The organism is Leptospira selangorensis (genome assembly GCF_004769405.1).
Lineage (GTDB): Bacteria > Spirochaetota > Leptospiria > Leptospirales > Leptospiraceae > Leptospira_B > Leptospira_B selangorensis.
Genome location: NZ_RQES01000005.1, coordinates 185,557 through 210,871 on the forward strand (window position 1 = coordinate 185,557; position 25,315 = coordinate 210,871).

At 39.8% G+C, this 25,315-nt stretch carries 22 protein-coding genes; 10 read left to right on the forward strand and 12 right to left on the reverse strand.

All coding sequences use genetic code 11. The annotated features are described in order from the left end of the window. Positions 1-10: 10 nt before the first annotated feature. Entirely contained in the window at positions 11-724 is a 714-nt protein-coding gene (gene cysE / locus EHO58_RS02440) for a serine O-acetyltransferase (RefSeq protein WP_135627891.1), read from the reverse strand. Positions 725-874: 150 nt separating this feature from the next. Between cysE and EHO58_RS02445 the strand changes: the two genes are divergently transcribed. Then, positions 875-1,819, forward strand: coding sequence for a site-2 protease family protein (locus EHO58_RS02445; RefSeq protein ID WP_135678396.1), 945 nt, complete (start codon positions 875-877; stop codon positions 1,817-1,819). Then, positions 1,816-3,261, forward strand: a complete 1,446-nt coding sequence (locus tag EHO58_RS02450) for a Vgb family protein (RefSeq protein ID WP_135627889.1) — start codon at positions 1,816-1,818, stop codon at positions 3,259-3,261. Before EHO58_RS02445 ends, EHO58_RS02450 begins: the two co-directional genes overlap by 4 nt. Here the strand turns inward: EHO58_RS02450 and EHO58_RS02455 are convergent. Both EHO58_RS02455 and EHO58_RS02460 read right to left on the reverse strand, forming a co-directional pair. Beyond that, the gene (locus EHO58_RS02455) at positions 3,254-4,579 is read right to left on the reverse strand and encodes an MATE family efflux transporter (protein WP_135678398.1); all 1,326 of its coding nucleotides are present in this window, start codon (positions 4,577-4,579) and stop codon (positions 3,254-3,256) included. The two genes, EHO58_RS02450 and EHO58_RS02455, sit on opposite strands and share 8 nt — an antisense overlap. Continuing rightward, positions 4,576-5,886 carry a dicarboxylate/amino acid:cation symporter gene (locus EHO58_RS02460; RefSeq protein ID WP_135678400.1) on the reverse strand — a complete coding sequence of 437 codons (1,311 nt, stop codon included), beginning with the start codon at positions 5,884-5,886 and terminating at the stop codon, positions 4,576-4,578. Before EHO58_RS02460 ends, EHO58_RS02455 begins: the two co-directional genes overlap by 4 nt. Before the next feature lie 186 nt (positions 5,887-6,072). On the opposite strand from EHO58_RS02460, the gene EHO58_RS02465 reads away from it, so the two are divergent. The 3 genes from EHO58_RS02465 to EHO58_RS02475 all read left to right on the forward strand — a co-directional run bounded on the left by EHO58_RS02465 (position 6,073) and on the right by EHO58_RS02475 (position 13,555). After that, the gene (locus EHO58_RS02465) at positions 6,073-9,258 is read left to right on the forward strand and encodes a SpoIIE family protein phosphatase (protein ID WP_135678401.1); all 3,186 of its coding nucleotides are present in this window, start codon (positions 6,073-6,075) and stop codon (positions 9,256-9,258) included. Next, on the forward strand, positions 9,255-10,181 hold the full coding sequence (locus EHO58_RS02470) for a hypothetical protein (RefSeq protein ID WP_135678403.1): 927 nt from the start codon (positions 9,255-9,257) through the stop codon (positions 10,179-10,181). Before EHO58_RS02465 ends, EHO58_RS02470 begins: the two co-directional genes overlap by 4 nt. A 179-nt stretch (positions 10,182-10,360) precedes the next feature. Next, complete coding sequence (locus tag EHO58_RS02475) at positions 10,361-13,555, forward strand: SpoIIE family protein phosphatase (RefSeq protein WP_135678405.1); 3,195 nt, start codon at positions 10,361-10,363, stop codon at positions 13,553-13,555. A 7-nt stretch (positions 13,556-13,562) separates the two neighbouring features. Here the strand turns inward: EHO58_RS02475 and dcd are convergent, their stop codons facing one another. Both dcd and EHO58_RS02485 read right to left on the reverse strand, forming a co-directional pair. Further along, complete coding sequence (gene dcd, locus EHO58_RS02480) at positions 13,563-14,093, reverse strand: dCTP deaminase (protein ID WP_135614567.1); 531 nt, start codon at positions 14,091-14,093, stop codon at positions 13,563-13,565. A 70-nt stretch (positions 14,094-14,163) separates the two neighbouring features. Then, on the reverse strand, positions 14,164-14,937 hold the full coding sequence (locus EHO58_RS02485) for an enoyl-CoA hydratase/isomerase family protein (RefSeq protein ID WP_135678407.1): 774 nt from the start codon (positions 14,935-14,937) through the stop codon (positions 14,164-14,166). A 123-nt stretch (positions 14,938-15,060) separates the two neighbouring features. Here EHO58_RS02485 and EHO58_RS02490 point away from each other — a divergent pair, with 123 nt between their 5' ends. Together EHO58_RS02490 and EHO58_RS02495 are read left to right on the forward strand one after the other, a co-directional pair. After that, positions 15,061-15,789: an LIC10067 family putative lipoprotein gene (locus EHO58_RS02490; protein WP_135627882.1), complete on the forward strand. Its 729-nt coding sequence runs from the start codon at positions 15,061-15,063 to the stop codon at positions 15,787-15,789. 69 nt (positions 15,790-15,858) lie between these two features. Beyond that, entirely contained in the window at positions 15,859-16,059 is a 201-nt protein-coding gene (locus tag EHO58_RS02495; RefSeq protein WP_100708607.1) for a hypothetical protein, read from the forward strand. An 83-nt stretch (positions 16,060-16,142) separates the two neighbouring features. On the opposite strand, the gene EHO58_RS02500 is transcribed toward EHO58_RS02495, so the two are convergent. The 3 genes from EHO58_RS02500 to EHO58_RS02510 form a co-directional block, all read right to left on the reverse strand. Then, positions 16,143-16,514, reverse strand: coding sequence for a VOC family protein (locus EHO58_RS02500; RefSeq protein WP_100708606.1), 372 nt, complete (start codon positions 16,512-16,514; stop codon positions 16,143-16,145). Between the two features lie 99 nt (positions 16,515-16,613). Continuing rightward, entirely contained in the window at positions 16,614-17,759 is a 1,146-nt protein-coding gene (locus tag EHO58_RS02505) for a hypothetical protein (RefSeq protein WP_135678409.1), read from the reverse strand. Beyond that, positions 17,759-19,363, reverse strand: a complete 1,605-nt coding sequence (locus tag EHO58_RS02510) for an NAD(P)-binding protein (RefSeq protein WP_135678411.1) — start codon at positions 19,361-19,363, stop codon at positions 17,759-17,761. The genes EHO58_RS02505 and EHO58_RS02510 overlap by 1 nt, the downstream gene beginning before the upstream one ends. A gap of 115 nt (positions 19,364-19,478) precedes the next feature. On the opposite strand from EHO58_RS02510, the gene EHO58_RS02515 reads away from it, so the two are divergent. Beyond that, positions 19,479-20,231 (forward strand): HAD family hydrolase, encoded by a 753-nt coding sequence (locus tag EHO58_RS02515; protein WP_135678413.1) that lies wholly within the window; start codon positions 19,479-19,481, stop codon positions 20,229-20,231. Positions 20,232-20,260: 29 nt separating this feature from the next. Here EHO58_RS02515 and EHO58_RS02520 read toward each other — a convergent pair whose 3' ends face one another. Then, positions 20,261-20,830 carry a TetR/AcrR family transcriptional regulator gene (locus tag EHO58_RS02520; RefSeq protein ID WP_341867003.1) on the reverse strand — a complete coding sequence of 190 codons (570 nt, stop codon included), beginning with the start codon at positions 20,828-20,830 and terminating at the stop codon, positions 20,261-20,263. 113 nt (positions 20,831-20,943) lie between these two features. Between EHO58_RS02520 and EHO58_RS02525 the strand changes: the two genes are divergently transcribed. Next, entirely contained in the window at positions 20,944-22,101 is a 1,158-nt protein-coding gene (locus EHO58_RS02525) for an FAD-dependent oxidoreductase (protein WP_135678416.1), read from the forward strand. A gap of 1 nt (position 22,102) precedes the next feature. On the opposite strand, the gene EHO58_RS02530 is transcribed toward EHO58_RS02525, so the two are convergent. Next, positions 22,103-22,726, reverse strand: a complete 624-nt coding sequence (locus tag EHO58_RS02530; protein WP_135678418.1) for a hypothetical protein — start codon at positions 22,724-22,726, stop codon at positions 22,103-22,105. Then, a complete protein-coding gene (locus EHO58_RS02535) occupies positions 22,723-23,583 on the reverse strand; it encodes a class I SAM-dependent methyltransferase (protein WP_135678420.1) in 861 nt (286 codons plus the stop codon). Before EHO58_RS02535 ends, EHO58_RS02530 begins: the two co-directional genes overlap by 4 nt. 152 nt (positions 23,584-23,735) lie before the next feature. Here EHO58_RS02535 and dapF point away from each other — a divergent pair, with 152 nt between their 5' ends. After that, positions 23,736-24,605 carry a diaminopimelate epimerase gene (gene dapF / locus EHO58_RS02540; RefSeq protein WP_100722411.1) on the forward strand — a complete coding sequence of 290 codons (870 nt, stop codon included), beginning with the start codon at positions 23,736-23,738 and terminating at the stop codon, positions 24,603-24,605. Here the strand turns inward: dapF and EHO58_RS02545 are convergent. Then, positions 24,602-25,312 carry a lysophospholipid acyltransferase family protein gene (locus tag EHO58_RS02545; protein ID WP_135627873.1) on the reverse strand — a complete coding sequence of 237 codons (711 nt, stop codon included), beginning with the start codon at positions 25,310-25,312 and terminating at the stop codon, positions 24,602-24,604. The two genes, dapF and EHO58_RS02545, sit on opposite strands and share 4 nt — an antisense overlap. Positions 25,313-25,315 lie beyond the last annotated feature (3 nt).

The window sequence follows — 25,315 nt, forward strand, 5'->3', positions numbered from 1 at the left end:
TTTCCTAAATTTAGATCCCGCCGCCGTGGATGAACTCGTTTAGCTCATCGTCTTCGTTTTTTGTGGCGGATTTTTTCTCTTTAAGATTGGATTTTGCGTATAGTTCGTTCACTTCTTTTTGCAAAGTATCTATCTTTTCCACTAGAATGGAGAAAACTCTTGCGACAGGATCAGGAAGTTCTCCGTGATCCAGCATTCTTTCTCCTTCTTTTCCAAAATCAACTTTGGAACGTACTACTTTTCCGGGAACTCCTACGACAGTACAATCTGCGGGCACATCTCTAAGAACTACGGAACCGGCACCGATACGAACATTATGTTCGATGACGATATTTCCTAAAATTTTTGCTCCTGCTCCGACTACTACATTCTCTTTTAAAGTTGGATGCCTTTTCCCGCTTTCTTTACCTGTTCCGCCCAAGGTCACACCTTGTAGGATCAAACAACCTTTTGCTACTTCTGCGGTCTCTCCGATTACGACACCTTGGCCATGATCTATAAAAATCCCAGGTTCAATTTTTGCTCCCGGGTGAATGTCTATCCCAGTCAAAAATCGTGCGAAAGTATTGATGATTCTAGGAAATAATGGAATTTTGATCTTATACAAAAAGTGGGCCAGGGAGTGGAACCAAAGCGCATGTAAACCCGGATAACATAGAATGACTTCCAAATAGGACTTGGCTGCCGGATCGTTTTTTTTAATTGCTTTGATGTTTTCGAACAAATGTTTATCCCGGTTCTTCTTTGACGGTCGATAGAAGAATAATGTTATCTTTAGTTATGAATAAAGCTGAAACCATGTGCCGGTATGTAAAGGAGGAATCATTTTGAGAGAGGACCTGAGTCGGAATCTAAAGGGAAACGGTCTAAAAAATTGAACAGATCGTCTTACGGATGGAACGTGCTTCTTTTCGTTCTGACTTTTTTTACTTTAACCTTTCAAGATGATATATTCAGGCTTCCTTATCTAAACTTTGCAACGATCTCGGAGATATTTCGAGTCAGAACTCCTTACTCATTTTCTCTTCTTGGAATTCTATTTTGCCATGAGATGGGGCATTACTTGGCCGCCAGGTATTATGGAATCAAATCAACTCTTCCTTATTTTTTACCGGTTCCATTTTCTCCGGTAGGTACAATGGGTGCTGTGATCCGTATCAAGGAACCTATACGAAACAAAATCCAATTATTCGATATTGGGATCTGGGGACCTGCAATGAGTCTGGTACTTTCTATTCCTTGTATTGTGATCGGATTATATAATTCTCAATTAGTTTCTCTCGCAGAAAGAACCGCGATACTACAAGCCCGTCCAGAATTGATGGATATTCATTTTGGAGATAGTATTCTCACTTATCTTCTATCCCAGAAAATTTTGGGCCCTTTTGATTCTTCTCTCTTTACTGTGGAATACAATCCTTTGGCGTTTGCGGGTTGGGTTGGGCTTTTAATTACTGCATTAAATCTTTTACCTTTCGGTCAATTAGATGGTGGTCATGTTGTTTATTCATTAGCAGGAGAAGGTTATAGAAAGTGGATCTACTATTTGTTTTCCGTATTTCTTTTGCTTTCTCTTTGGAATTATTCGTGGATCTTATGGGGATTGCTCATCTATTATTTTATCAGAGTGGAACATCCTTTTGTCCCGGATGCTTCTTATCCAATTGGTAAATTTAGAAAGATATTTGGCTGGGGTATGTTATTATCCTTCCTGCTTATTTTTCCAATCTCTCCGATCACTGTCGTATCCTCTTCCGGAACAAAAAGCAGTTTAGGGGAAGACCTCTGGAATATTCTACTCGAAGTATTTTCAAAATGAGAAAACTGATTTTAAAACTTTCCATCCTAGTCTTTCTAATCATCTCTATTTCTATCTATTCGCAAGAAGAAGGTGACGTAGACATTCAATTGACCGAGAGTCCTTACGGTCTTTCTTATGACGGAACAAATTTCTGGTTCGCCGATAGCAAAAGAAGAGCGATTATTCGTGTGGATCCAAGCGGCAGACAAGAAGCTTTCAACCTAGGAATTCCGTTCATCGCTGGCCTAAATTTCGATCCGAGAGAAGGAAAATTGTTCGTCGCAAGCAAAAGGGTCGTTCTAAAAGTTGAGCCGAATACTGGCGGAGTTACCGAAAGGATACAGGTCCCAATCGACAAAATCGGCGGGATAGCGAACTTCCAAAATTACCTTTATATCTTAGATTCGGATACAGGAAAGGTTTCCGTTTATGATAAGGGAACCCAAAGTTTTTTTGGAGGTTTCTTAACGGATAGATCCGAACCAAAAGATATTTGTTTTGCAAGAGATAGCCTTTGGATCACAGATTCTTCTGACGGAAACGTGTATAGATACGATCCTACAAGTGGAAAGATTACAGGATCGATTCGTTCTCCTTCCAAGGACATCAGAGGGATCGCGATTTTAGGAAGTAGGATCTACGTAGTAGATAGAACTACTAGAGAAGTCAAAAAGATCTCCTTTGTAGAAACGGATCGTTTCCTTGCTTCCGGTGAGGCTACTTATCTAATCAACGTAAAGATCAAATATTCTTTGGACGAGGCTACATTAGTCGGTGGAGTTTTGGGGCTTCTTCCTCCTCCTACAACGGAACACCAAAGGATCAGAAATTTAAAAACCAAGGACCCTAAATTTAAAGGGGATATGGTGATGGGAGTTCGTGCTCTTTCTAAAAAATTGGGCATTGATGATCCGAAAGGACCCCAAACCTTAGAATATCATTTTGAAGCAAGAACAACTAACGTCAGATATTACGTCCTGGACGATTTTTTAAAGAAGAAGGAAGAGATTCCTACAGACTTAGGCGCATTTACCAAAAATAGGGTTTCGGTAAGAGAGAAGGCCGGGAATTTTTTCTTAGACAAAATTTTCGACGCAAGGTTATTCCGATCCGATTGGGACAGTCTGAAAAAGTCCCTACTGGATTCGGGTTTGCCTGTCCGACCTGTGAAAAGTTTGGTGTTTTCGGGAAATTCTAATCCTTCTTTCAAAGATACTTTAGACATTTATATTCCGAGCTTTGGCTGGGTACCTTTGGCCAGTGTAAAACCGGAAAAGATAGAATCTTCTCGTGCTTACCAAAAAGGAGAAGATATGGTGGATCTGTTTCGCAGCGAGGCTTGGGCCGCTTTACCTTCTCCTGTTTTATTCAAAGCAAAGGATTCAGAAATTTGGAAACCACTTCCTGCGGAGATAGAAGTTACACTTCTTCCTAAAGGTACGGATCTTTCTTCTAACTGAAAGATCCTTGTCGGGTTATAAAGTATCTTTTATAAGCAACAATTCCAAGTGTGATCGCTCTTCCTAACATATAGGAAGAGAGTGAAAGCCAGAGAATATGATTATTATTCTCGATCTTTCCCCAATAAGCAATCGGAAAGAAGAATATGAGGGAGCTTGCAATCATTGAATTTCTTAGGATTTTACCTTCTGAAATTCCTAAGAAGAATCCATCGAATATGAATGCAAAAGATCCAAAGATCAAAACCGGTGCGATCCAATAGCCATACTCTTTTGCAAGAGCTACAACCGGTTTGGATTTACTAAATAATTCGAATAAGAATTCGGCAGGAAGAAGGATTAAAATACAAAAAAACAAAGAGATCCCGAAACCTGAAACGATTGCCATTTTTAGGATCTTTCTTAGGCCTTCTAAGTTATTGTTTCCTTTTAGATTTCCTGCAACTGTTTCCATTGCGATCGCTGCACCATCTATCCAAAATGCGCCGATCAATATCAATTGGTGAAGGATTGCATTTGCTGCTAATGTTTCTGATCCCAATCCGGAGCTATAATTTCTAAACAAACTGAATGTTGTGATCAAAAGTAATGTTCGGATCATTATATCAGAATTCAAAGACAGCAAAGACGTATATCCTTTCAGAGAGAAGATGCGTATCTGATGGTAAACTTGAGAGAAGCGGTCCTTCTCCTTAAATAATAAAACAAGGAAAAATGCGCACATTAGATATTGGCTGATGGAAGTTGCAATCCCGGCTCCATAAGCTTTCCAATCTAAGAATAGAATAAACCAAATATTCAGTCCTATATTGACTAGGTTTGCAATTACGGTTACTACTAAAACAGTAACACTTTTGGATCTTCCCAAAAACCAACCTGTGAGTACAAAATTACAAAGTGTTGCAGGTGCACTTATAATCCTGGATTTAAAATATTCTCCACCTGCGGATTTTACTTCTTTTTCACCTTCTAAAACAGAAAACCCAAATTCTTCTAAGTACGTTTTAGAGAGTAGGATCAAAACACCAATCCCAAGTCCGAGCAATAAAGATCTTAAAAGTATCTGAAAGGATTCTTTATTGTCTTCGTTTCCTTCTGCTTGGGCAGTAAGGCCTGTGGTACTCATTCTTAAGAATGAAAATCCCCAAAACAGATAATCGAATAATACATTAGAGAGAGCAACGCCCGCTACATAGGTATGAGATTCTAATTGGCCGAGTACCGCAACGTCGGCAAAACTCGTAAGTGGAACAGTTAAGTTTGCAACTATATTGAAGAATGTAAGAGTGAGAAATTTTTTTTCCAAAAGAAAACTCAGGTGCTCAGTCGTTTCTTATCTTCGATACTTTGGAAAACATTACATGCAACCAGATCTCCCGTGACATTCACAGTGGTTCTGCACATATCCAAAATACGGTCCACTCCCAAAATGATTCCTATTCCTTCTGTAGGAACTCCTACACCGGCTAAAATAGATGCGAGTATCACGATACCAAGTCCTGGAGTACTTGGAGTTCCGATAGAAGCTACAACAGTTGCGATGAGGACAAATGCAAGATTGGTCGCTGTTAATTCTATCCCGTATACTTGAGCTAAGAATACAGTGGCGACCGCTTGGTAAAGTGCAGTCCCATCCATATTCACTGTAGCCCCCAAAGGTAGAATGAACTCTGCGATCTTCCGGGAAACACCCATCTTCTCTATTCCTGTTTTTAATGAAAAAGGAAGGACCGCAGCGGAACTGGAAGTGGAGAATGCAAGAAGTTGCACTTCTCCTGCTTGTTTAAAAAACCAAATAGGACTCTTTCTCGTGGCAAGAATCAGTATAATGGAATACATGATCAGCACTAAGACCAAGCCGCCCAAAACTGTGAGAAAATAAACTCCAAGACTTAATAAAACTTTGAGCCCAATCTTAGCGGTGATCTGAGCGATAAGTCCGAAAACTGCAAATGGAGCGATCTTCATGGCCCATTGTACAAATATCATACTCGTTTTGAATATTGCTTGGAAGACAGGTAGAACATAAGCTGCGCTTTGTTGTTCTATAGAAAGAAGGGCAATCCCAACTAATAGAGCGAGCAAAACTACGCCTAACATATCTCCATTCGCAAATGTTTGGAATGGATTTCTGGGAAGAACTGAAAGTATTAATTCAGGGACCTTCTCCAGAGAAACAGTACCGGAGGATTCGGATACTTTGTTTGGGACCTGTACTCTCGGGATCCCGGCCGGATCTACAAAACTTCCCGGTTTGATCGTACTTGCTAAGATCATTCCGATCGATACAGCTAATATTGTGGTAAATACGAAGTACAAGAATGCTTTTAATCCGAAACTTTTCAGATTATCCAGAGTTTCGCCTGCATGTATTCCCAGAACGATAGAACAAAACACCAAAGGAATCATGATGATCTGCAATAAGATCAGGAAGAAATGCCCTGGAAGCCCTAGCCACGAGATGACAGGTTTAGAAATTTCTTGGGCCACCAATGAATTTTCAGGACTTAGATAAAGACCCGCTAAAAGTCCGGATGCCAAACCTAACAAAACTCTGAACCAGAGTTTTTCTAAAGGAAGAAATCTAATAACATTCGGAAGGTTTCGGTTCGAGTCGGCGGACATACTCGACAGAATAGGAGTCGTATTCTTATTTTTCTATTGATTTTTCCCTTTTCAAAATGATAGTGAAGGCTTTAGCCGATTTTTTACCTGTTCTGAAGTTATATTCCGGAGCCGGTAAACTAAAAATAAAAGATTCGGTTTGAAGGCAGTTTCGATCATCCGGCATCAGAGTGCCTACAGGAGTTTATGGGGTTAAATCCGATTTCTTGGGACCTTGTCCTTTTTAATTATTATTCGTTTGGAAGTTTATTGGTCACTTTGACCACCATATTCCTCGGGATTTTCTTTCTTACCCTAAAGAATAGGACCATAGCTACCACTCAGCTTGGGATTGGCTTTATGCTATTAGGCGTATTCGAGACCGGATACTTCTTAGCTGCCTTTTTATATCATCCGATTGCTGCGTATCACCGTTGGCTGACTGGTGGATTCATTCTTTTTGCTCTGGCTCATTTCACTCAGTTCTTACTTAGATTCCCAGGAAATAGCAACCAACGTATAGCAAGATGGGTCTTGATCGTAGAACATTCAGTTGCTGCGATCACTGTAAGTTTATTCATTTACTTCACTTATATTTCAGAGAAGATCTATCACTTCACTGCACACCATTGGGACTTTAATGCGTTTGATGCCAGTCGTTATCTTGCATTAGTGATCGGAATATTCTCTATTGTAGGTTTTATCATAGTACCTACTTGGAGAGTTGTGATCACAAAGGATAAGAGAAGGATCGCTCTTCTCATGTTCAATATTGGATTCTTGATCGCAGCAATTTATCCGAATATCTCTAACATTCTCAGTCGAGACGGAGTGATGGAACGTTCTACGTACATGACTTCGAACGTAATTCTATTCTTAACTGCGTTCTCATTCTTAGTAATCGCATTTATTAATAATAGTGCGGAACGAACTACCTTCATGGTTAAGATAGTGGGGATCACACTTTTCACGATCTGTTTGATCATGCAGGCTCTTGTTTATATCTCCAGCCAAGAAAAAGACGCGGAATATGATAGTTTGCGTATGGTGAATATCGAAAGGGCTTTGGAGAATGGAGTCAAATCGGGAGATATAGAGTATGCTTTCCATTGGGATGATTCCAAGGAAAGTTTGAATTCTTCCGAATATGATCCTAACAAAGAGTTAAACCTCAAGGAGATTGAGGCAGACTTACAGAACGTCACCACTTATGAGGAAATCAGAAATCTAAAGGAAGAAGGTTTTAGAAGATCCTTAAATTCACTTTTAGATCGAACTCATACTTATTTCGGCGGTTATAAACGTTTCATCCAAAAGTTAATGGATGAAAAGAAAGACCTCTCTGATGCAGAACTAAAAAAACTGATCTTAGAAAGCGCAGAGCAATGGAACAAACGTGCTTTCGTTTCTACGAACAGGCTCGAAGCGATTGTGGGAGGATCTTTCTGTAAAAAGGGAAGAGACTTCGTAAATGCTTTAGGAGATTCGGAGTTCGGCTTTAAAGAAGAAATTTTCTCCCATTGGTCGGAAGACTGTCTTTGGGATGGAAAGGAATTAGACCAAACACAGATCCGTTCCGAAGTTTTAAGATACTTCAGATATTTTAAACCAAGCGAAACCCGCCACTACAGAAGAAGTAAGGATGGAACAGGGCATTATGTTGCCTTTATGAAATTCCAACCTGAAAAACAACAAATGAGCGAGGTTGGATTCTCTTATAGATTATATAGAGATTTTATGCACCCAACTGCGGTGAAACAAACCGGGATCTTGCTCGCGGTGATCTTTATCGTTTTGGCATTATTTCCCCTCTTCTTCAAGAACAGCTTAGTAGATCCTTTGAATAGTCTTCTTTCCGGAGTGGAGAAGGTGAACAAAGGAGATCTAGACGTAGTGGTTCCAGTCAAGGTCCGAGATGAGATCGGATTTTTGGCGGACTCATTCAACGCGATGGTGGCTTCTATTAAACAAGCCAGAAGAGAACTGCAGGATTATGCAGAAAACCTGGAAGAAAAAGTTCGAGAAAGAACTAGAGAAGTTCAGGAGAAGATGGAGGAAGTCCAACGCCTGAAAGTGCAGCAGGACGGTGACTACTTCCTAACTTCATTACTAGCGAAGCCGCTTTTTTATAACGCGAACAAATCTAAATTGGTTTCTACCGATTTTATCATTCGCCAAAAGAAACAGTTCGAGTTCAGAGGAAAACATTCGGACCTGGGTGGGGATATCTGTGTAACCGGAAATCTAAGACTAGGACGTCCTGATTCTTTCAAACGTTATACTGTTTCCATGAACGGTGATGCAATGGGTAAATCCATGCAGGGTGCCGGTGGAGCGTTGGTGATGGGGGTTGTTATGAACTCCATTCTTGCACGTTCTGCGGCAAATAACCGGATCTTGGATGCAACTCCCGAGCAATGGTTAACTGAAATTTACGACGAGATCCACGCAGTATTCAAATCATTCAACGGTTCGATGGTAATCTCTGCCTCTCTTTATCTAGTAGAAGATGAAACCGGAAAATGTTGGTATTTCAATGCGGAACACCCTTACTCGGTTCTGTATAGAGATGGAAAAGCAAGTTTTATAGAAGATGGACTGACTCTTAGAAAATTAGGCCTGGATTCAGAGTTCGAATTTAAAGTAAGAAGTTTCCAACTTAAAAAAGGTGATATTATCATTCTTGGCTCGGACGGTAGAGACGATGTGGATCTGACTCCTGAGGAGACGATCCGAACCATCAACGAAGACGAGATGTTGTTTCTACGACATGTAGAAACTGCAAAAGCAAATCTGGAAGATATAGAAACCGAGATCCGTAAAACCGGAGAACTCACAGATGACCTTTCTCTTCTCAAGATAGAGTTTCAAGGAGAACCTAAGAGTGATGAGATCGAAGAAATTTTCGAATCTTCCGATCATATCGATAAGGCTTTAAATACGGATTCTGTTTATGAAGATGCTAAGAAGATGTATAAGACCGGGCGTTTGGACGAAGCATTAGAACTTCTGAAAACAGGTTATATGCACGACAGTGCCAACCAAAGGTTGAACAAACTTTTGGGACTTCTCAGCTTTAAAGGAAAAGATTATAATACTGCCGTCGAAGTTCTGAATAACTATCTTGGAACTGATCCGGATCTTCATGAGTATTGGTTCTATCTTTCCATCGCGAACAAAAAGATGGGTAAGTACGATCATGCTTTAACTGCGAGTTTGAAACTTTTGGAGATCGATCCAAACAATATTTCCAATATGATCAATCTATCCGATATCTATAGATTGATGGAAATGTATGATAGAGCGGAAGAATATGCTCGTAAGGTATTACAAAAAGAACCGGGGAACGAAAACGCTCATAAACTGATCCGTTTGATAGAGAGAGATCGTTGATAAACGGTTTTCTCTATCAGTTCTCTTTATGGATGCGGATTGGAATACTTTCTGCATTTCTCCTTTCTGTTTTTCCACTTCTTTCTCAAAATAAGAAGTCCCCGAAAACGAACGAATCAAACTTCTCCTTTAGATTAAAAGGAGGAGAAATTAAATTAGCGGTTCGGAATGAAACCGAACTTAAAGAATGGGATAAGTACGCTTTCGAAAAAACAAAAAGGATCTTAGACGCCTATGAGTCTTATTTAGGTATCCCATTCCATCAGGCTTCTTCTCCTATATTTAAAACTCTTCCTTCCTCTGAAAAAGATAAGATACGATTGGTCTTAAAGGACACAGTATTCCTGAACGGAACTAGAGTGGGAGGATATAATAATGTATCCGGAGAATTGGGAAAAGAACTTGGGATCTTTATGGAGTTGGGCCTGGTCCCTCCCGGTTATCCTGCCTTACTTTTACATGAGTTGGGACATTATTACTTTACTGAACCGTCTTGGTTAAGCGAAGGGATTGTTTCTTATTTACCTTATCTTTTATCCAAAAGAGGTTATTTGAAACTGGATGCCGATGAACTCCAATCAGTAACGGAAGAATGGAGTCTGACAGAGGCAATTCCTAAAAATGATCAGCCACTTTCCAAGGATTTTCATCTTTCTAATCCGGCTTTAGGGCCTTGGTTCTACTCAAAATCGGTTCGCACTCAGTTTATCATTCATAAAGAATTGGGCTACGAAGGTTATAAATCATTCCTGAAGCATATTGCCTCTTCTGAAATGCTTAACACAGAACTAGTTTTCAAAATTTTGAATAAAGTTCAGAGAAAAGATTGGAATAAGATCCTACAAGGTTGGGTGGAAGCGGGGCCTTACAGCGGTTATCCTCCTAACTCTTTTATGAAAATCCAAGACATAGAAAAACTTTAAGCTTGATTTTTATATTGCATTCGTTATACAAAATAGTGAATTCTAAACGAATTTCTTTTTTGATTTGATCTGATCGGTTCCGGCTTTAATATAATCCATTTATAAGAGCTTGGTCCATCGGCCAAGTTCTTGAAACCCGGCTGAAAGCCGGATTATAAAAGTCCGTCCTTATTGGTTGCATGGAAATTTCTTCAATCTTACAAAACGATGTTCTGCTGAACTATTATTCTTTCGGAAGTTTGCTATCGATTTTAGCGTTTCTATGCACTTCCTTATTCTTTCTTTTCTTAAAGGAAAAATCCTCAAGCACAATGCATCTTGCATTGGGTGCTTTGTTTTTCTCCTTCTTCTGTTCAGGGTATTTTTTTGCGGCGTTCTTATACAACCCGATGGCCGCTTATCATAGATGGTTGACTGTCGGATTTATTTTACCGGCTCTCATTCACTTGGGTCAGTTTTTAGCCCGCTATCCGGGGCATGCAAATCCCAAAATGAACCGAAACCTCACGATCGGAATGTATACGGTTGCAGCGATCGGGATTTCTTATTTTTATTATATCACTCTTAGCTCTCCTCGGAAGTACCACTTCACCGCTCACCATTGGGACTTTAATGCAGAAAAGGCTTCTTCTATAATTGCCGTTTTGATCGGTCTATTCGTTTTGATCTCATTCTTGATCCTTCCGATCTATAGAATGACCAAAACTAAGGGAAGGGTTCGATTTGCGATCGGCGGTTTTATGGGAGCACTTCTTGCAGGTGGTGTAGTTCCCGCGCTCACAAATATTCTTAGCCGAGACGGATGGATTGAACGTTCTACCTATTTAACTTCTATCGTTCTTTTAATGACATTAGGGATCTTTTTGATCCTTGTAATCTTCTTAAATTTCAGCGAAGAAAAAACCACGTTCATGGTCAAGATTGTGGGTATCACTTTTGTGACATTGATGTTGATCATGCAAGCCTTGGTTTTTATCTCCAACCAAGATAAAGAAGCTGAATACGATACAAAAAGTATCGTGAACATGTCCAGAGCTCTCGAGGGTGGAAAGCAGATCCCTGAGATGTTGTATATCGTTCAGTGGGAAGGTGGATCCAAGAATGTGGATTATTCTCGCTATGATAATCAATACGACCTGAGACTTCCTCAATTAGAGATAGACTTTAAGAACACGATCATCTTCGAGCATATGAAACTTTTGGCGGAAGAAGGTTTTAGAAACTCAGTTAAAAAGACACTTAAAGATACTCACGAATATTTCAGCGGATACAGGGCTTCTATCCTGAAGTTTTTGGATGATAATCCGAATCTGGAAGGAAAAGAATTAAAAACAAAATTATTCGACCATCTAATTACTCTAAACACCGCAGTTTTCGTAACTTCTAATAAACTGGATTATATCTTCCCTAAAGAGTTCTGCGTGGACGGTAGAAATTATCTGAAAGGTGTGGGTAACAAAGGTGTTATTCCGTTCAAAGAGCATCTTCTTCAGAAATGGAAGGAGAAGGATGCGACTTGTACTTTTGATGAAAAGGATCTGTTGATCGGTCATTTAAAAGCAGAAGTACTTTTATATTTCCGTCCATTCCAACCTGCGTTGTATCGCCATTACAGAAAAAGTTTGGATGAACACCAACATTTCGTAACTTATATTCATTATGATGTGAAGAAGGATGTAGTCAGCGAAGTAGGTTATTCTTACCGCAAGTATAGAGAATTTATGCACCCGACTGCCGCGAAACAAACGTTGATCTTGGGTTTGGTTTTGGTCGTAGTATTCTTCGTATTCCCTTTATTCTTCCGCCAAAGTTTGGTGACTCCGCTCAATCGATTATTGTCCGGGGTGGAAAAAGTAAATTTAGGTGCCTTAGATGTTGAAGTGAAAGTAGACTTAAAGGATGAGATCGGATTTTTATCCGACTCCTTTAATGGCATGGTAACTTCTATCCGAAAAGCTAGAGGAGAACTCGAAGATTACGCGGAACATTTGGCAACTAAAGTAAGAGAAAGAACTAGGGAACTTTCTGAAAAGATGGAGGAGCTCCAACGTCTTAAAGTGCAACAAGATGGAGATTACTTCCTAACTTCTCTATTAGCAAAACCTCTTTTTTATAATGCGAACAAATCTCCAAGGGTAAGCACTGATTTTATTCTTCGCCAAAAGAAAAAATTTGAGTTCAAAGGTAAACACGCAGATTTAGGCGGAGACCTTTGTGTGACTGGAAACCTTCGTCTTGGAAAAGAGAACGACTATAAACGTTATACTTTCGCGATGAACGGAGATGCGATGGGTAAGTCCATGCAAGGAGCCGGAGGCTCTCTCGTCATGGGAGTTGTGGTTAACTCCATTCTTGCAAGATCCGCCGCGAACGATCGAGTGTTGGATACTACTCCTTCCGAATTTTTAACTGAAATTTATAAGGAGATGCAATCCGTTTTCAAATCCTTTAACGGATCTATGGTGATCTCAGGAACCTTTGTCGTAATCGAAGATGATACAGGTAAATTTTGGTATTTTAACGCAGAGCACCCATTCTCCGTAATGTATAGAGATGGAAGAGCAGGTTTCTTAGAGACAGGACTTACTCTCAGAAAGATCGGATTGGATTCGGAATACGAGTTTAAAGTCCATTCCGGAAGATTAGAACCTGGCGATGTATTGATCGTTGGTTCTGACGGTAAGGACGACTTGGATCTCACTCCTGAAAAAGAAGTACGCACTATCAATGAAGATGAGATGCTATTCTTACAAATGGTGGAAAAAGGACAAGGCGATCTGGAAAGAATCGAAGAGGAAGTCCTAAAAGTCGGAGAGTTAACTGATGACCTTTCTCTTCTTAGAATTGAATATTCTCCTGTTGCTTCCATAGAAACAAACGGAAAAGATGATGAGATCTCGGATCCATTCGATTGGAAGTTCATCTACAAAAAAGCAAAAGAAGATTATATGGGCGGCCGTTTGAGTGAGGCTCTTGGCGCGCTTGAAGGTCTATACAAATCGGATCCCCAAAATACGAAGGTAACCAAACTACTTGGACTCCTGAGCTTTAAAGGTAAAAATTACGGCAAAGCAGTAGAAGTTCTGAACAAGTATTTGGGATCAGACCCTGACTTAGTAGAATACTGGTATTATCTTTCTTTAGCGAATCGCAGGATCGGAAGAATGGACGAAGCCATCTTGGCCGCAAAAAGAATGGAGGAACTCCAACCGGATAACCCTATGAACCTGATCAATCTTTCCGATTTATATCGTCAGACGGAACAATTCGAATTAGCTTTAGAATATGCTCGTTTAGCTCTGGAGAAGGACCCGGAAGACGAGAACGCCCAGAAATTAGTAAGATTGATCGAAAGAGATAGAAAAACTTCTTAATAGAAGTTTAATATTTTCCGTTCTCGAAATCCTTATATAACATAGAGGTTTGGATACCTTTATTGCCTTGGTATTTGCCTGATTTATATTCCGTGATCTCACCTTCGACAGTGTGATAGAAGATCTGGCAAATTTCCACATTCGGATAGATGACTAAAGGTTGGATAACCGAAATTTCGAGTGTCCAGAATCCTTTGAATCCTACGTCTCCGAAACCTGCGGTCACATGCACATACATTCCTAATCTACCGATGGAAGAACGACCTTCTAACATCGGCACCAGGTTATGTGTTTCCGTGTATTCTAAGGTTCTACCAAGATATAGAACTCCCGGTTGTAAGAGTAGTCCCGAATCAGGTATGATCAGATTTTCGGAAGGATTGGATTTTTTCATATCCAAAGGACTTTCTGTATAACGAACCAATTCGTTATGAAGCCTTAGATTATACGAGTTCGGATTTAATCTATTGTCGGAGTAAGGATCAATAATGATGTCCTTCTCTAATCTTTTTTTAATTTCCTTACCCGTTAGAATCATTAGTATTCCAGCTTCCTTGTTTTGCCTATTTTCGGGTCGGCCTTGTGTCTCGCCTCCCTTTTTCGGAGTTCTATTTTCCTTTAAATTCCGGTTTTCTTTTTTCTCGGAAAGCCTTTAAGGCTTCTATCCTATCCTCTGTTTTTAACGTTTTATTATAATGTTTCCTCTCTATCTTTAAGGCAGTTTGTATATCTTTTCCTTCTCCTTCTCTAATTGCTTCTTTAGCGAGTCTTAAGGAGATAGGGGCCTTTTCAGAAAGCAAGGTAGCCAATTTTTTTCCGGCCATAAATGCCGAGTCATGCCATACTGAATTTGCAAGTTGGATATCCAACGCGGTTTGTGCATCTATCACAGAAGCAGTCAAAATAAGTTCTAATGCTTTTGTTTTTCCTACTCTACGTGGAAGTCTTTGGGTTCCACCTGCACCCGGAATAATGCCAAGTCCAGTTTCGGTGAGACCCACTTTTGCTTCCGCGCTCATCAGAATGAAATCGCAGCATAGAGCCATTTCTAATCCGCCGCCGTACGCATCTCCATCCAAAGCAGCGATCGTTGGAAAGGGAAGATTCTCCAGAGCCAGAAAACATTTCCCTACTTGGTCCAGAAATTTATGTACTTCTTTCTCAGACATATCCGCTCTTTCTTTCAGGTCGGCTCCTGCGCAGAATACGGAACCTTCTCCTCTGAGTACTAGAGCGCGGATTTTTGGGTCCTTGCTTGCTCTTTCTATATGAGACATAAGCTGATAGAGTAATTCTCTAGAAATCGCGTTTCGTTTTTCGGGTCGATTTAAACTGATTATGCACGTATAATCTTCGATGGAATAAAGAACAGTCTCGCTCATGTTTGCCTTCTAAAAATATATCCCGGATAGGCTGAATCTTTCCGATAATTGGGTAGATTCTGCGGTTTTTTAAAAACGGCAAGCAAAAGCGTTACGTGCGAATGGTTCTAGGTTAAAGAAAAAATGCGATTTCAGATTCAGATCTTAGCTATTATTTTATCTCTATTTCTCTTTGGACTTGCTTGTTCTAACAGCAAGGACTCGGACCTCGCCAGCCAATTAGGTTTGGGGAATCCAGTGATCACAGAAATTGACCCTCCTAGTGGATCTCCTCCAATCGGAACAACCGTAGGGACAACAGTCACTATTAAGGGCCGTTTATTCTCTGCGGATAAAAACTTAACAACGGTTAAATTTAATGGGGTGTCCGCAAGCGTTCTGAGTGCTACTAGTACTGAGATTGTCACTGTGGTTCCTGCTGGAGCTTCTACCGGAACATTGTTTGTGACTAAGGAAGGGCCTGTTATCTGTGATGAGAATAACGGAGACACGGCTACTAATTGTTACGGTAGGAAGTTCTACATAGATTGTTATAAGTCTTCCGACAATCTGTATGGCGAAGAATTAGGAGTTACTTATCCTGATTCTAAAACTTTTGCAATTTCAGGTCAAACAGGGACTAAAGCGCTTCGGATCGATTTGAACCCGGACGGGCCTACCAATGTTAAGATCGCCTGTGAAACCTATCTCATTTATTCTAAGTTTTCCAAGACCTGTACTAGGACGGATGTTGGAACTTTTTCAGATACGAATACCTGGGTATTTGAACCTACCTTGACCTTCTCCAGTTATTATACAGTCCAGATGTTCGTTACTGCAGGAAAGGGGAACTGTACGGTGTCTTTTCCTTAATTTTTAAGGTAAAAAAATACTTGGTTTATTAACCGATTTGGATTAGGATCGGAATGGAGGGATTACTGAATGTCAACAATAACCTCTATATATCTCGGACTCGCTGAAAAGGCTTCTTCCGATCCACGTAAAATGCCTAAGGTGGAAGGAATTCCGAATAAGCCTTATGAAAACAAACAGGCTGAAGTCTTTGACCAAAAAGCAATGAATCCTAGTTATGCGGGCGATATTTATAAAACTAAGGGAGCATTTGTAGACAAGATCTCCTAACTTCTTTTGGCCCGATTTGTCTAAACCCAATAAAAAAGCCCTCAAATTGAGGGCTTTTTTTTATTAAGACTGTTATTCAGATCTTAATCTTCTTTGTAATTGATCTCTAAAATATTACCGGACGGATCCAAGAAATGAAGGAATTCTCCTCCGTCTCTGGTTTCTGGTCCTCTTACGATTTGAACTGACTTAGACTCGAGTTCTACGATCGCTTCGGTAAAATCATCCACATCCAATACGAAACTGAGGACAGGGGATTTAACTTCGGTTAAAGAACTTTTAACTCCGTTGGTATTGAGGAGTTTAATGTTCACAGAATCCAAACCGATGATTGCGAATTCGTTTCCTTTTTCCTCGATCGTCTCGAAATCAAATAGTTCGGAATAGAATTTTACAGAGGCTTCTATATCCCCGGTAGGTATTACAATATAATCGATTCCTTCTACGATGATCATTGAGGTAGATCCTGTTTTCCTTTTTCGTCATTATGAGATGAAAACCGGGCTTGTCTATCGGAAAACCGTAAGATACTCGATTTTCAAGTCGGATGGACTTTATGAGCCTAAATTTCGGAGGCCTATAAAGCCTTCCAGCTCTGAGTTGTTTTTTCCGCCCTTCCATAGGAACCCATCCAAGATATAATGAGTAAATTGGGGAAGAAAGAAGATAGGCACTAAGATTCCTTCAAGGCCCAGTCCTAGTTCTGCTTTTATTACGGAAGAGTTTCCGAATAGATACGAATGTTCCCTCCAGACAAAACTATCCCATAGCCATTCTTCAGAGAATGCAAAGGCCAATAATACGAATGAGAAGCTTAGAATCGCTAAAGCAGAGTTACGAAAGCTATTATAGAAGAAGGAAGGGAGCTGTTTCTTTCTGAAATTAGAATATGCGAATACCAAGGCCATATAAGGAATCCCATGGTTGATCACGTTAGTGAGAGTAAACGCGAAATCATCATTTAATAATACGATACCCACATACCATACTGAGGCCGTGTTTAATAAGAGTAGAAGTTTTCCAACACTGATTCTTCTTCCTTTAAGAAGAAGGTAGACTTGACTCAAAGAGTATACTATCACCGATCCCCAAAATAGTATATGAATGAAGTCTGAAACAGAATGATTTGGATATTGATAAAAATCACCTTCCATAAACCATTCGAAATGCCTTCCACCTGGAACTAGATGCCAATATAAAATAGGTAAGCCGGTCACCATGTATAGGCAGATCTTATCTAATAAAAAAGGGATCTTACTTTCGGTTTTAGATTCAGTCCTCGCATACAAACTTAAAAAACCGTATTGTTGTCTGATAAAATGGAATACGGCAAGATAAGCCATCGCCCCCCAGAAGAATAATTTTCCGAAAGAGTATAAGATCAGGGCTATTATAAAACATAGAAATGGAACTAAACTTAGGAGAACTTTTTTTCGATTCCAAACTTCTTTATCGAAGTAGGCTCTAAATAAAGTAGAATAAACATGAGAAACATCTACACCAGGGATAAGAAGTAACCAAAGCCAAGGAGGTAATGCATTACCACTTGTTCTGGAAGAACCAAGGAGAGAAGGTTCCGGAAATCCAAAGTAACTCGCGATCAGTACTATGATTACGGAAATAATTCCTGGTGCAATAAACCAAGTCAGATCGAATCTTTTAGAAATGATCCACAGATTAAGGGGTTTCTTCTTTTCCATCAACTTCTCTTGGCAAAGGTTTGGACTTTTTTAGAAGCTTCGAATCCTCTATACAAAGCTTCTTCAAAAATGGAAATACCACTTAGGTCGCAATGAGCGAAATGAATTCCGGACTCAGATTTTGCCAGTTCCTCTCTTTCTCCTCCCCAAAGAAAACCCGGAACAGGGCGTATCATTGCATGTGCATGAGTCATGATATCGATTCGAGTAACCAAACTTTCTATATTTGGATGGGGTCTTTTCAGATCGGAGAGTATCTCTTCTTTCCAACTCTCCCAGGTTTTAGGAAGAATGGACCTTCTTGCAGAAAGAGTATCTTTTTCTCCAAAAGCAAGATAATAAGTAAGAACTGATTGGGGCCTGAGCGCTCGTAGATCTTGGTGTGTGGATACAACATAGCCGAGAGATTTGCTCTTATAAATTACATTTTCCCAAGCAGGCGGATGGCCCTTTCCTTGAGGTAGTTCATCCACGAATAAATTTGCAACCAGCCAAGGAGAATACTCCAATCTTTGCAGGAATGCGTCTTTCTCTCCCAAAATATATTTTCTGGTGAAAGAAGGTAGAGCATAGATCACTTGATCCGCTTTGATCAGAATATCTTTCTTTTCTTTCACATCATACGCGTTAATTTCCCAGCTTCCTGAGTTCTTACGAATTCTTTCCACAAGCGTAGAAGTTTTGATCTTATCTTTAGAAGGCTTTTGTAGGAGCTCCAACAGGAATCCGTTTCCCTCCGGCCAGGTTAGAACTGGAGGGGAATCTTCATCTTCTCTCAAACGTGAACAGAAATAGTGAAGTCCTGCCCAAGCGGAGATATTGTCGGAATTCCCACCGTAATCATCTCGAGTACAATAATCCGCATACCATAGAATTTCAGGTGATTGGATCCCTAATGATTTTAGATAATCAGAAAAAGTGATCCTATCTAGTTTCAAAATTTCAGGATCTCTAGAAGAGCGATCTATCGGAATACAAAATGCTTTTTGTCCGTCTCTTCCTCTTTTGTTCTGCCAAGAGTTTATAATTTTACGAAATGATAATTCTTGAGAATCAGGTTCTCCGCTCCTTCTGGGAACCAAACCTGCTTGCCATCTTCCTTGGTAAAAAAGTCTTTCTTCTGGATCAAAACATAGATACTTTTCCGGATAGATTGGATTTCCATTTGAGTCTTTACCTTCGACCAATCCATTCTCTTCTAAAAATTTACGAACTAATACTGACTCAGGCCCTGGTTGAGGAAGATAATGTGCGCCCCAAGGATATTTTAAGGAATTTGTTTTGGAGTATCTGGAATTGCCTCCTGCTTCTTTTTCCAGATCTAAGATCAAATAATCTGAGATCCCGAATTGAGATAGATAGTATCCCGAAGAAAGTCCTGAGATCCCTCCTCCCGCAATGAGCACCTTTGTTTTGATTCTACTTGTAGGAGAAAAGTCCGTTCTTACTTGCCTGAGTCTATGACCAGTTTCTCTGTCCGGACCTAAGATACTTCCTTGTATCTTTCTTTTTCTAAATCTGAAATAAGAACCTATCCCTAATAAGGCCGCGCAAAATGCTAATGTGGAAAGGAATACTTTTCTGGAAAAACGATCTTCGGACATAAACGAACGGATTGCAGATTAGTTTTACGGGAAGAAGAAGCAAGGAAAAAGAAATTTCCTAAACATTTTCCAAAACTCTCCTTGGCTTTCCCATCGGTTCGGGAATTTTAGAGTTATGGCAGTTCTTTTGGATTTAGATAATACGGTTTTCGACTCTATAGGGATCTATGAGTTTACGATCCGTGAAATGGAAAAAAAGGCAAAAACCCTGGGTTTCTCTTCTTCCAAAGAATTCAAAAAGGCATACGATACGGTTCGGGCAGAAGTGAAAAAAGAACTTCCGAATAATCCGGTCAACCGGCTACGAATCCTTTATTTCAAGAAGATGTCCGAACTTCTTTTTGGGAAGTTAGATCCTGCTTTCGTTTTGAAATTAGACTCTACTTATTTCGGATTTTTTCTGCAAGGGATCAAAGATTGGAAAAAGAAGAATGTTTCTGAGTTCAAAAAGATTTTATCTTTGCTCAGAGCTCTGCAAGAAGTTCAGGATTTAGTTATTATTACGAATGAATCTCTTAGAACTCAATTGTTGAAATTATCCGTTCTATTTCCGAAAGACATCCAATACAAATTAGTAACCTCTGAAGAAAGCGGAGCAGAAAAACCTTCCGCTTTGATCTTTAATAAGGCTCTATTAGGCGCTGATCCCCAAAAGTCCTATATCATAGGAGATTCTTTAAAGGATGATATTGGCGGAGGACTTACATTCGGGTTAGAATCCTTTTATTTAAAAAGTCCAATCTCTTCGGCTAAAACTAAATCAGTACTGGAAAAGAAAAGTTTAGAAGGAAAAGAATATTGGGAATCTCCGGACTTATCCTCGGCCTTAAACTATATCTTAAGTTTAGAGAAAGGAATCGTGTTATAAAATTTTAGTTTAAAATTTATTAGATTCGATTATCCGTTCCAGCCATTCTTCAACAAAGAAAATAGAGAATCTATACTTACTTTTGGATTTGCGAATTTCAAGGACCTGTGAAGTGAATCCAAACAGAAATGTGCAATCGCTTCCGCTTCTATCTTACTGATTTTTTTCTTAGCTTCTTTTTGGATCGTAGAAGCCAAAGTTTGTTCGTGTCTCATCCACATTGACTTTGCGTAATTGCTCAATTCAGGAGTGGAATCGATCAGATGATTAAACGTCTTGAAATTTTTTAATTGTTCAGGCTCAAGAGCGGTGTGCTCAATAACAAATTCTCTAAGTGCATCAAGAATAGAAGTCCCAGGTTTTCTGGAAACCACGGCATCAATCAGTTCCTTTTCTTGCTCTTTATCTTCATCGAATACTAAGGCTTCTTTGGACGAAAAATAATTGAATAAGGTCGGGACTGAGACTTGGGCCTTTTCAGCAATCTCGGCCATCGTGACGTTGTGGTAACCTTTCTCGATAAAAAGCCGAGTTGCCAGGTTGGAGATCGCTTTCCGTGTCCTATCTTTTTTGAGTTCTCGAAGACCCATATATGGCATTATTCCCCGACCCGAATACTAGGTAAATCGGATTAATTTTTTAGCTAGATAAATATTTAAATTGATAAAATATTTAATTTATTTAAATATTTTTACCGTCTATATTTCTACGTATGAAAGGAAATTTAGAAAATAAACAGGTAGCAATTATTGGCGGTGGCCCGGGCGGTTTAACTCTTGCGAGGCTTTTACAGCTCAAAGGAGTAGATGTAAAAGTGTATGAAAGGGATCTTAATAGAGATGTTCGAGTGCAAGGCGCAACCCTGGACCTACATTTTGAATCAGGTTTAAAGGTAATGGAAGCAGTGGACCTGATGGATGCTTTTAAAGCCAATTATAGACCCGGCGCGGATAAGGGCAGAGTTGTGGATGAACACGCAAAAATAATCTATGACGAGCATGATAAAGAATCTAACGAAGATTTCGGCGATGAAAGGTTTAGACCGGAAATTGACAGAGGACCTTTAAGGAATATGTTATTAAATTCTCTGCAACCTGATACTGTTGTATGGGACAGTCAGTTTAAATCTATGGTGCAGATTGGCGACAAATGGAAACTAGAATTTAAGAATGGTAATACTACCACTGCGGATATTGTAATTGGAGCAGATGGTGCAAATTCTAAGATCAGACCTTTTATAACTTCTATCAAACCTTTCTATTCGGGCGTAACAATCATACAAGGGAATGTGCCTAATTCTGAAACAGCCGCACCTAATATTCATCAATTATTAAAAGGTGGGAAAATTTACGTTTATGACGGCGAGAAATTTTTGCATGTATCATCCAAAGGTGATGGAAGTTTAGATTTTTATGTTAGTTGCAAGAAGGATGAACACTGGGTCCAAAATAGCGGGATAAATTTTTCAGATAAGACACAAGTTTTTACATGGTTTAAAGAAGAATTCTCTAAATGGGATTCTGTTTGGTTTGAGTTGGTTGAAAATGTAAATTTGCCTCTTTTGCTTCGCCCTCAGTATTGTATGCCTTTAGATCAGACTTGGAATACCGTACCGAATCTTACAATCTTGGGTGATGCGGCACATCCTATGCCTCCATCCGGTGAAGGCGTGAATTTAGCCATGCTGGATTCTCTTGAATTGAGCGAATGTCTTACAGATCCGGGCTACAAGGATATTCAAACTGCTATTGCCGCTTACGAAAAACAAATGCAAATACGATCTGCAAAAGAAGCACAAGAATCCTTAGAAATGACAGAATGGATGCATTCCGAAGGAGCCGTAGCTAGGCTAGTGGAAATGTTTAACTAAGTTATTTTTTTTCCGATCCAACAACGTACGTTTTTGCTGGATCCTTATGTTTATCATAATAACTTAATATTGCCTGTAGGGATTCCTGATCTAGAGTTTTATGTTTCCCAGGTTGTGTATAATAGTCGTATAGATCTCTTGGTGCGTCAGGCCAGTCGTGTCCGTATTTTTCCATGTCGAAATTTGTTAATGGGCCTTCACGCCATTCTCCCTCTGACCCCACCTTCTTCTTAATCATATGAATTAGGACGAAGTCTTGGATTATTCCGTTTAATGCAAAAATTGTTAAAAATTTTCTTTCTAAGCCTTCATGTCCCCAATATCCAGGGCCTTTAATCGGTTTATTAACTGTCTCTATATAATGATAGATCCTATTGTAGGTAATACTTTTGTTATCGAAAACTTTTCTTCTTTCTGATGCGTAGCTGTATCTTTTACAATAGTATCCTTGAAATAGATCGTAAAGTTCGGATTCTTTTGTAATTCCAGGTTTAGGTAAATTTTCTTTAGTGATATGAACTCGATTTTCGTTTAACCCGGGAACGTCATCGTCAAATATAGTCTTTTCGAATAATCCGCAATTTATTTGGATTAAAGCGACGAAGATTGTTACTAGTATTCTCATTTCTTTCTAAGCAAAGCAAACAAGGTCAGATTTAGGTTTACTTGTTTGAACGTGAGATACCAAAGCATTAAGGTTCCGTAATAGAATGTCTTCTTTAAGAAGACTCCTAGTTTTGCCTTGGGGCCTGAAACTCCGGATACGGAAGCAATCGGTTTTAAGATAGAAAATTCTACAGAGGAGAATCCGCATTGTTCTGCCAGAAGCCCTAAGGTTTTTTCCGTATAATCATTAATATGATCTTTTGCTTCTAGGTAATGTCCACCTTCTTGCATACCTTTCAATGCGACTTTCAAATTCGCTTTGAATAGTTGGACAGGGAAATTAGGAGTTTGAACGAATAAGAATCCGCCAGGTTTCAAAAGTCCGAATAGATATTGGATGAGGCTATGCGGTTTTGGGATATGTTCAATCACATCCCAAAGAGTGATGATATCAAAACTTTCTTTCGGAAGTCCGCTGTCCTGAACGATTCCTGGAAATACCTGTTTGAGTCCGTTCTTTTCTCTAGCGAATTTAACCGCTTTTTCGGAGATCTCGTAACCTACCGCTTCCCAACCAGGTCTTGTAGTCCCGATTGTTTTAACGAAGAAGCCGAGTCCGCAGCCTACGTCTAAAATTTTCCCCTTAGGAGCCGAGAGAAATTTGCCTATGAAGTCTTTATAGATATCTCTATGAGCAATGTCCCACCAGTCTAAATCATAACCGGTTTCGTCGTCCCAGTATCCTTCGTAATGCTCGTCTTGTTCGTAAGTGGAGAATGCGTGGCTGCAATTTAAACAACGCACGATTGGGATTCCGTTTTCGACGAATAAGGTTTTATTTTTCTGGCTTCCGCAAAGATAACAGGTTTGGTTCAAAGGGAGTTCCGTTTAGGTGATAGTTTTATCCTTCGGGGCGAGTCTTTAAATTCCAGTAAAAAACCAAACTTCTTAGGGCCTTTTTGGATTTTCCGGAGAAGGTCCCATTGGAAGCATGGAAACATCCTCTCAGGTTTTATTAGGAGATTCGTTTGGCTAAAGTACATTTTACCAAGATGGAAGGTATCGGAAACGATTACGTATATGTGGATGCAACCAAGGACGATTTACGTCTGAGTCCGGAGCAGATCCAGAAACTTTCCGACCGTAATTTCGGGATCGGTGGTGATGGTGTGATCTTCATCCGCGCATCTAATAAAGGCGATTTCCAAATGGATATGTACAATGCGGATGGTTCTTCTTCCGAGATGTGCGGGAACGGAATTCGCTGCGTAGGAAAATACGTATTCGATCACGGTCTTACGAACAAAAAACAGCCTAAGATAGAAACTGGGGCTGGAATTTTAGAACTCGACCTGAAAGTAAACGGAAGCGGCAAAGTGGAACAGGTTTCCGTAGATATGGGAAAACCGATCTTAGTTCCTTCTTTAATCCCTGTTAAATGGGAAAATGAAAATCCAATCTTAGAGCAACCTCTTTCTTTCTTGAGTGGATTGCCGGGTTATTCTTCTTATAATTTAAAATTCAGCGCTGTAAGTATGGGAAATCCACACTGCATTATTTATGTAGAAGATCCTGATAAATTCCCAGTCAGAGAGATCGGTCCTCTCATTGAAAATCATACTGAATTATTTCCTCGTAGAGTGAATGTGGAATTCGTATCCTTAAGAGGAAAAGATCATCTCTACCAAAGGACCTGGGAAAGAGGTGCAGGAGAAACATTGGCATGTGGAACGGGAGCCTGTGCTGTGATGACAGCTTCCCACTTAAATGGTAAAACAGGAAAAGATGTTCGTATCGATCTAAGAGGCGGAACTTTGAGAGTGCAGTTGCTGGAATCAGGTCATGTATTGATGACTGGACCTGCTACAGAAGTATTTAGCGGAGTCGTGGAAGTTTAAGCTTCCGCGTACTGACCTTCTTGTAATGCGATCATTCTCGTTCTAACCACATTGGAGAGTTGTTTCATATTCTCCTCTAATGTGCCTGAAAGAAATTCTCTGTGATCTACTTTTTCTCCATAGATCACTTTTACCTTTTTATATATTGCGCGCTTTTTGATCTCACAGACTTCTTTAGGCATTCCCATAAAGCTGCGGACGATAGGTGGAATTGGGATATCAGAATAAGATTCTTCGACAGGTATAATTACAGAAGGAAGAATATCCACTTTGTTGCGGATAGAGAATGCAGCGAATCCTGAATGAAAGTCCACCATTCCGGATTTAAAATCGTTTTTGACCATATAGTCATGGCCTTCCGGGAAAATTCCTAAGGTCTCACCTTTTTTGAAAACCTGTTGGATCATCTTAATGGAACCGATGGAAATATTTCCGTCGATGGACATCGGGATCCCGCCCGCGATCTTTGCAAGGTCTCTGAAGATAGGAATTCTGAAGGTGTATTCTGCAGCGATCCAAGAAATGAATCTAGGAAAAGTGTAAGAAAGAATAAATGGATCCATATCGGATCTATGATTGCAGGTAAGAATTACTTTACCGTTAGTTATTATATTTTCGGTTCCGTACGCAGTAATATCCACGGCCAAACCTATAAAGGGAGCCACGAAATTTTTGATCCGAAGATATGTTTTTGCTTCTTTCTCCACGGT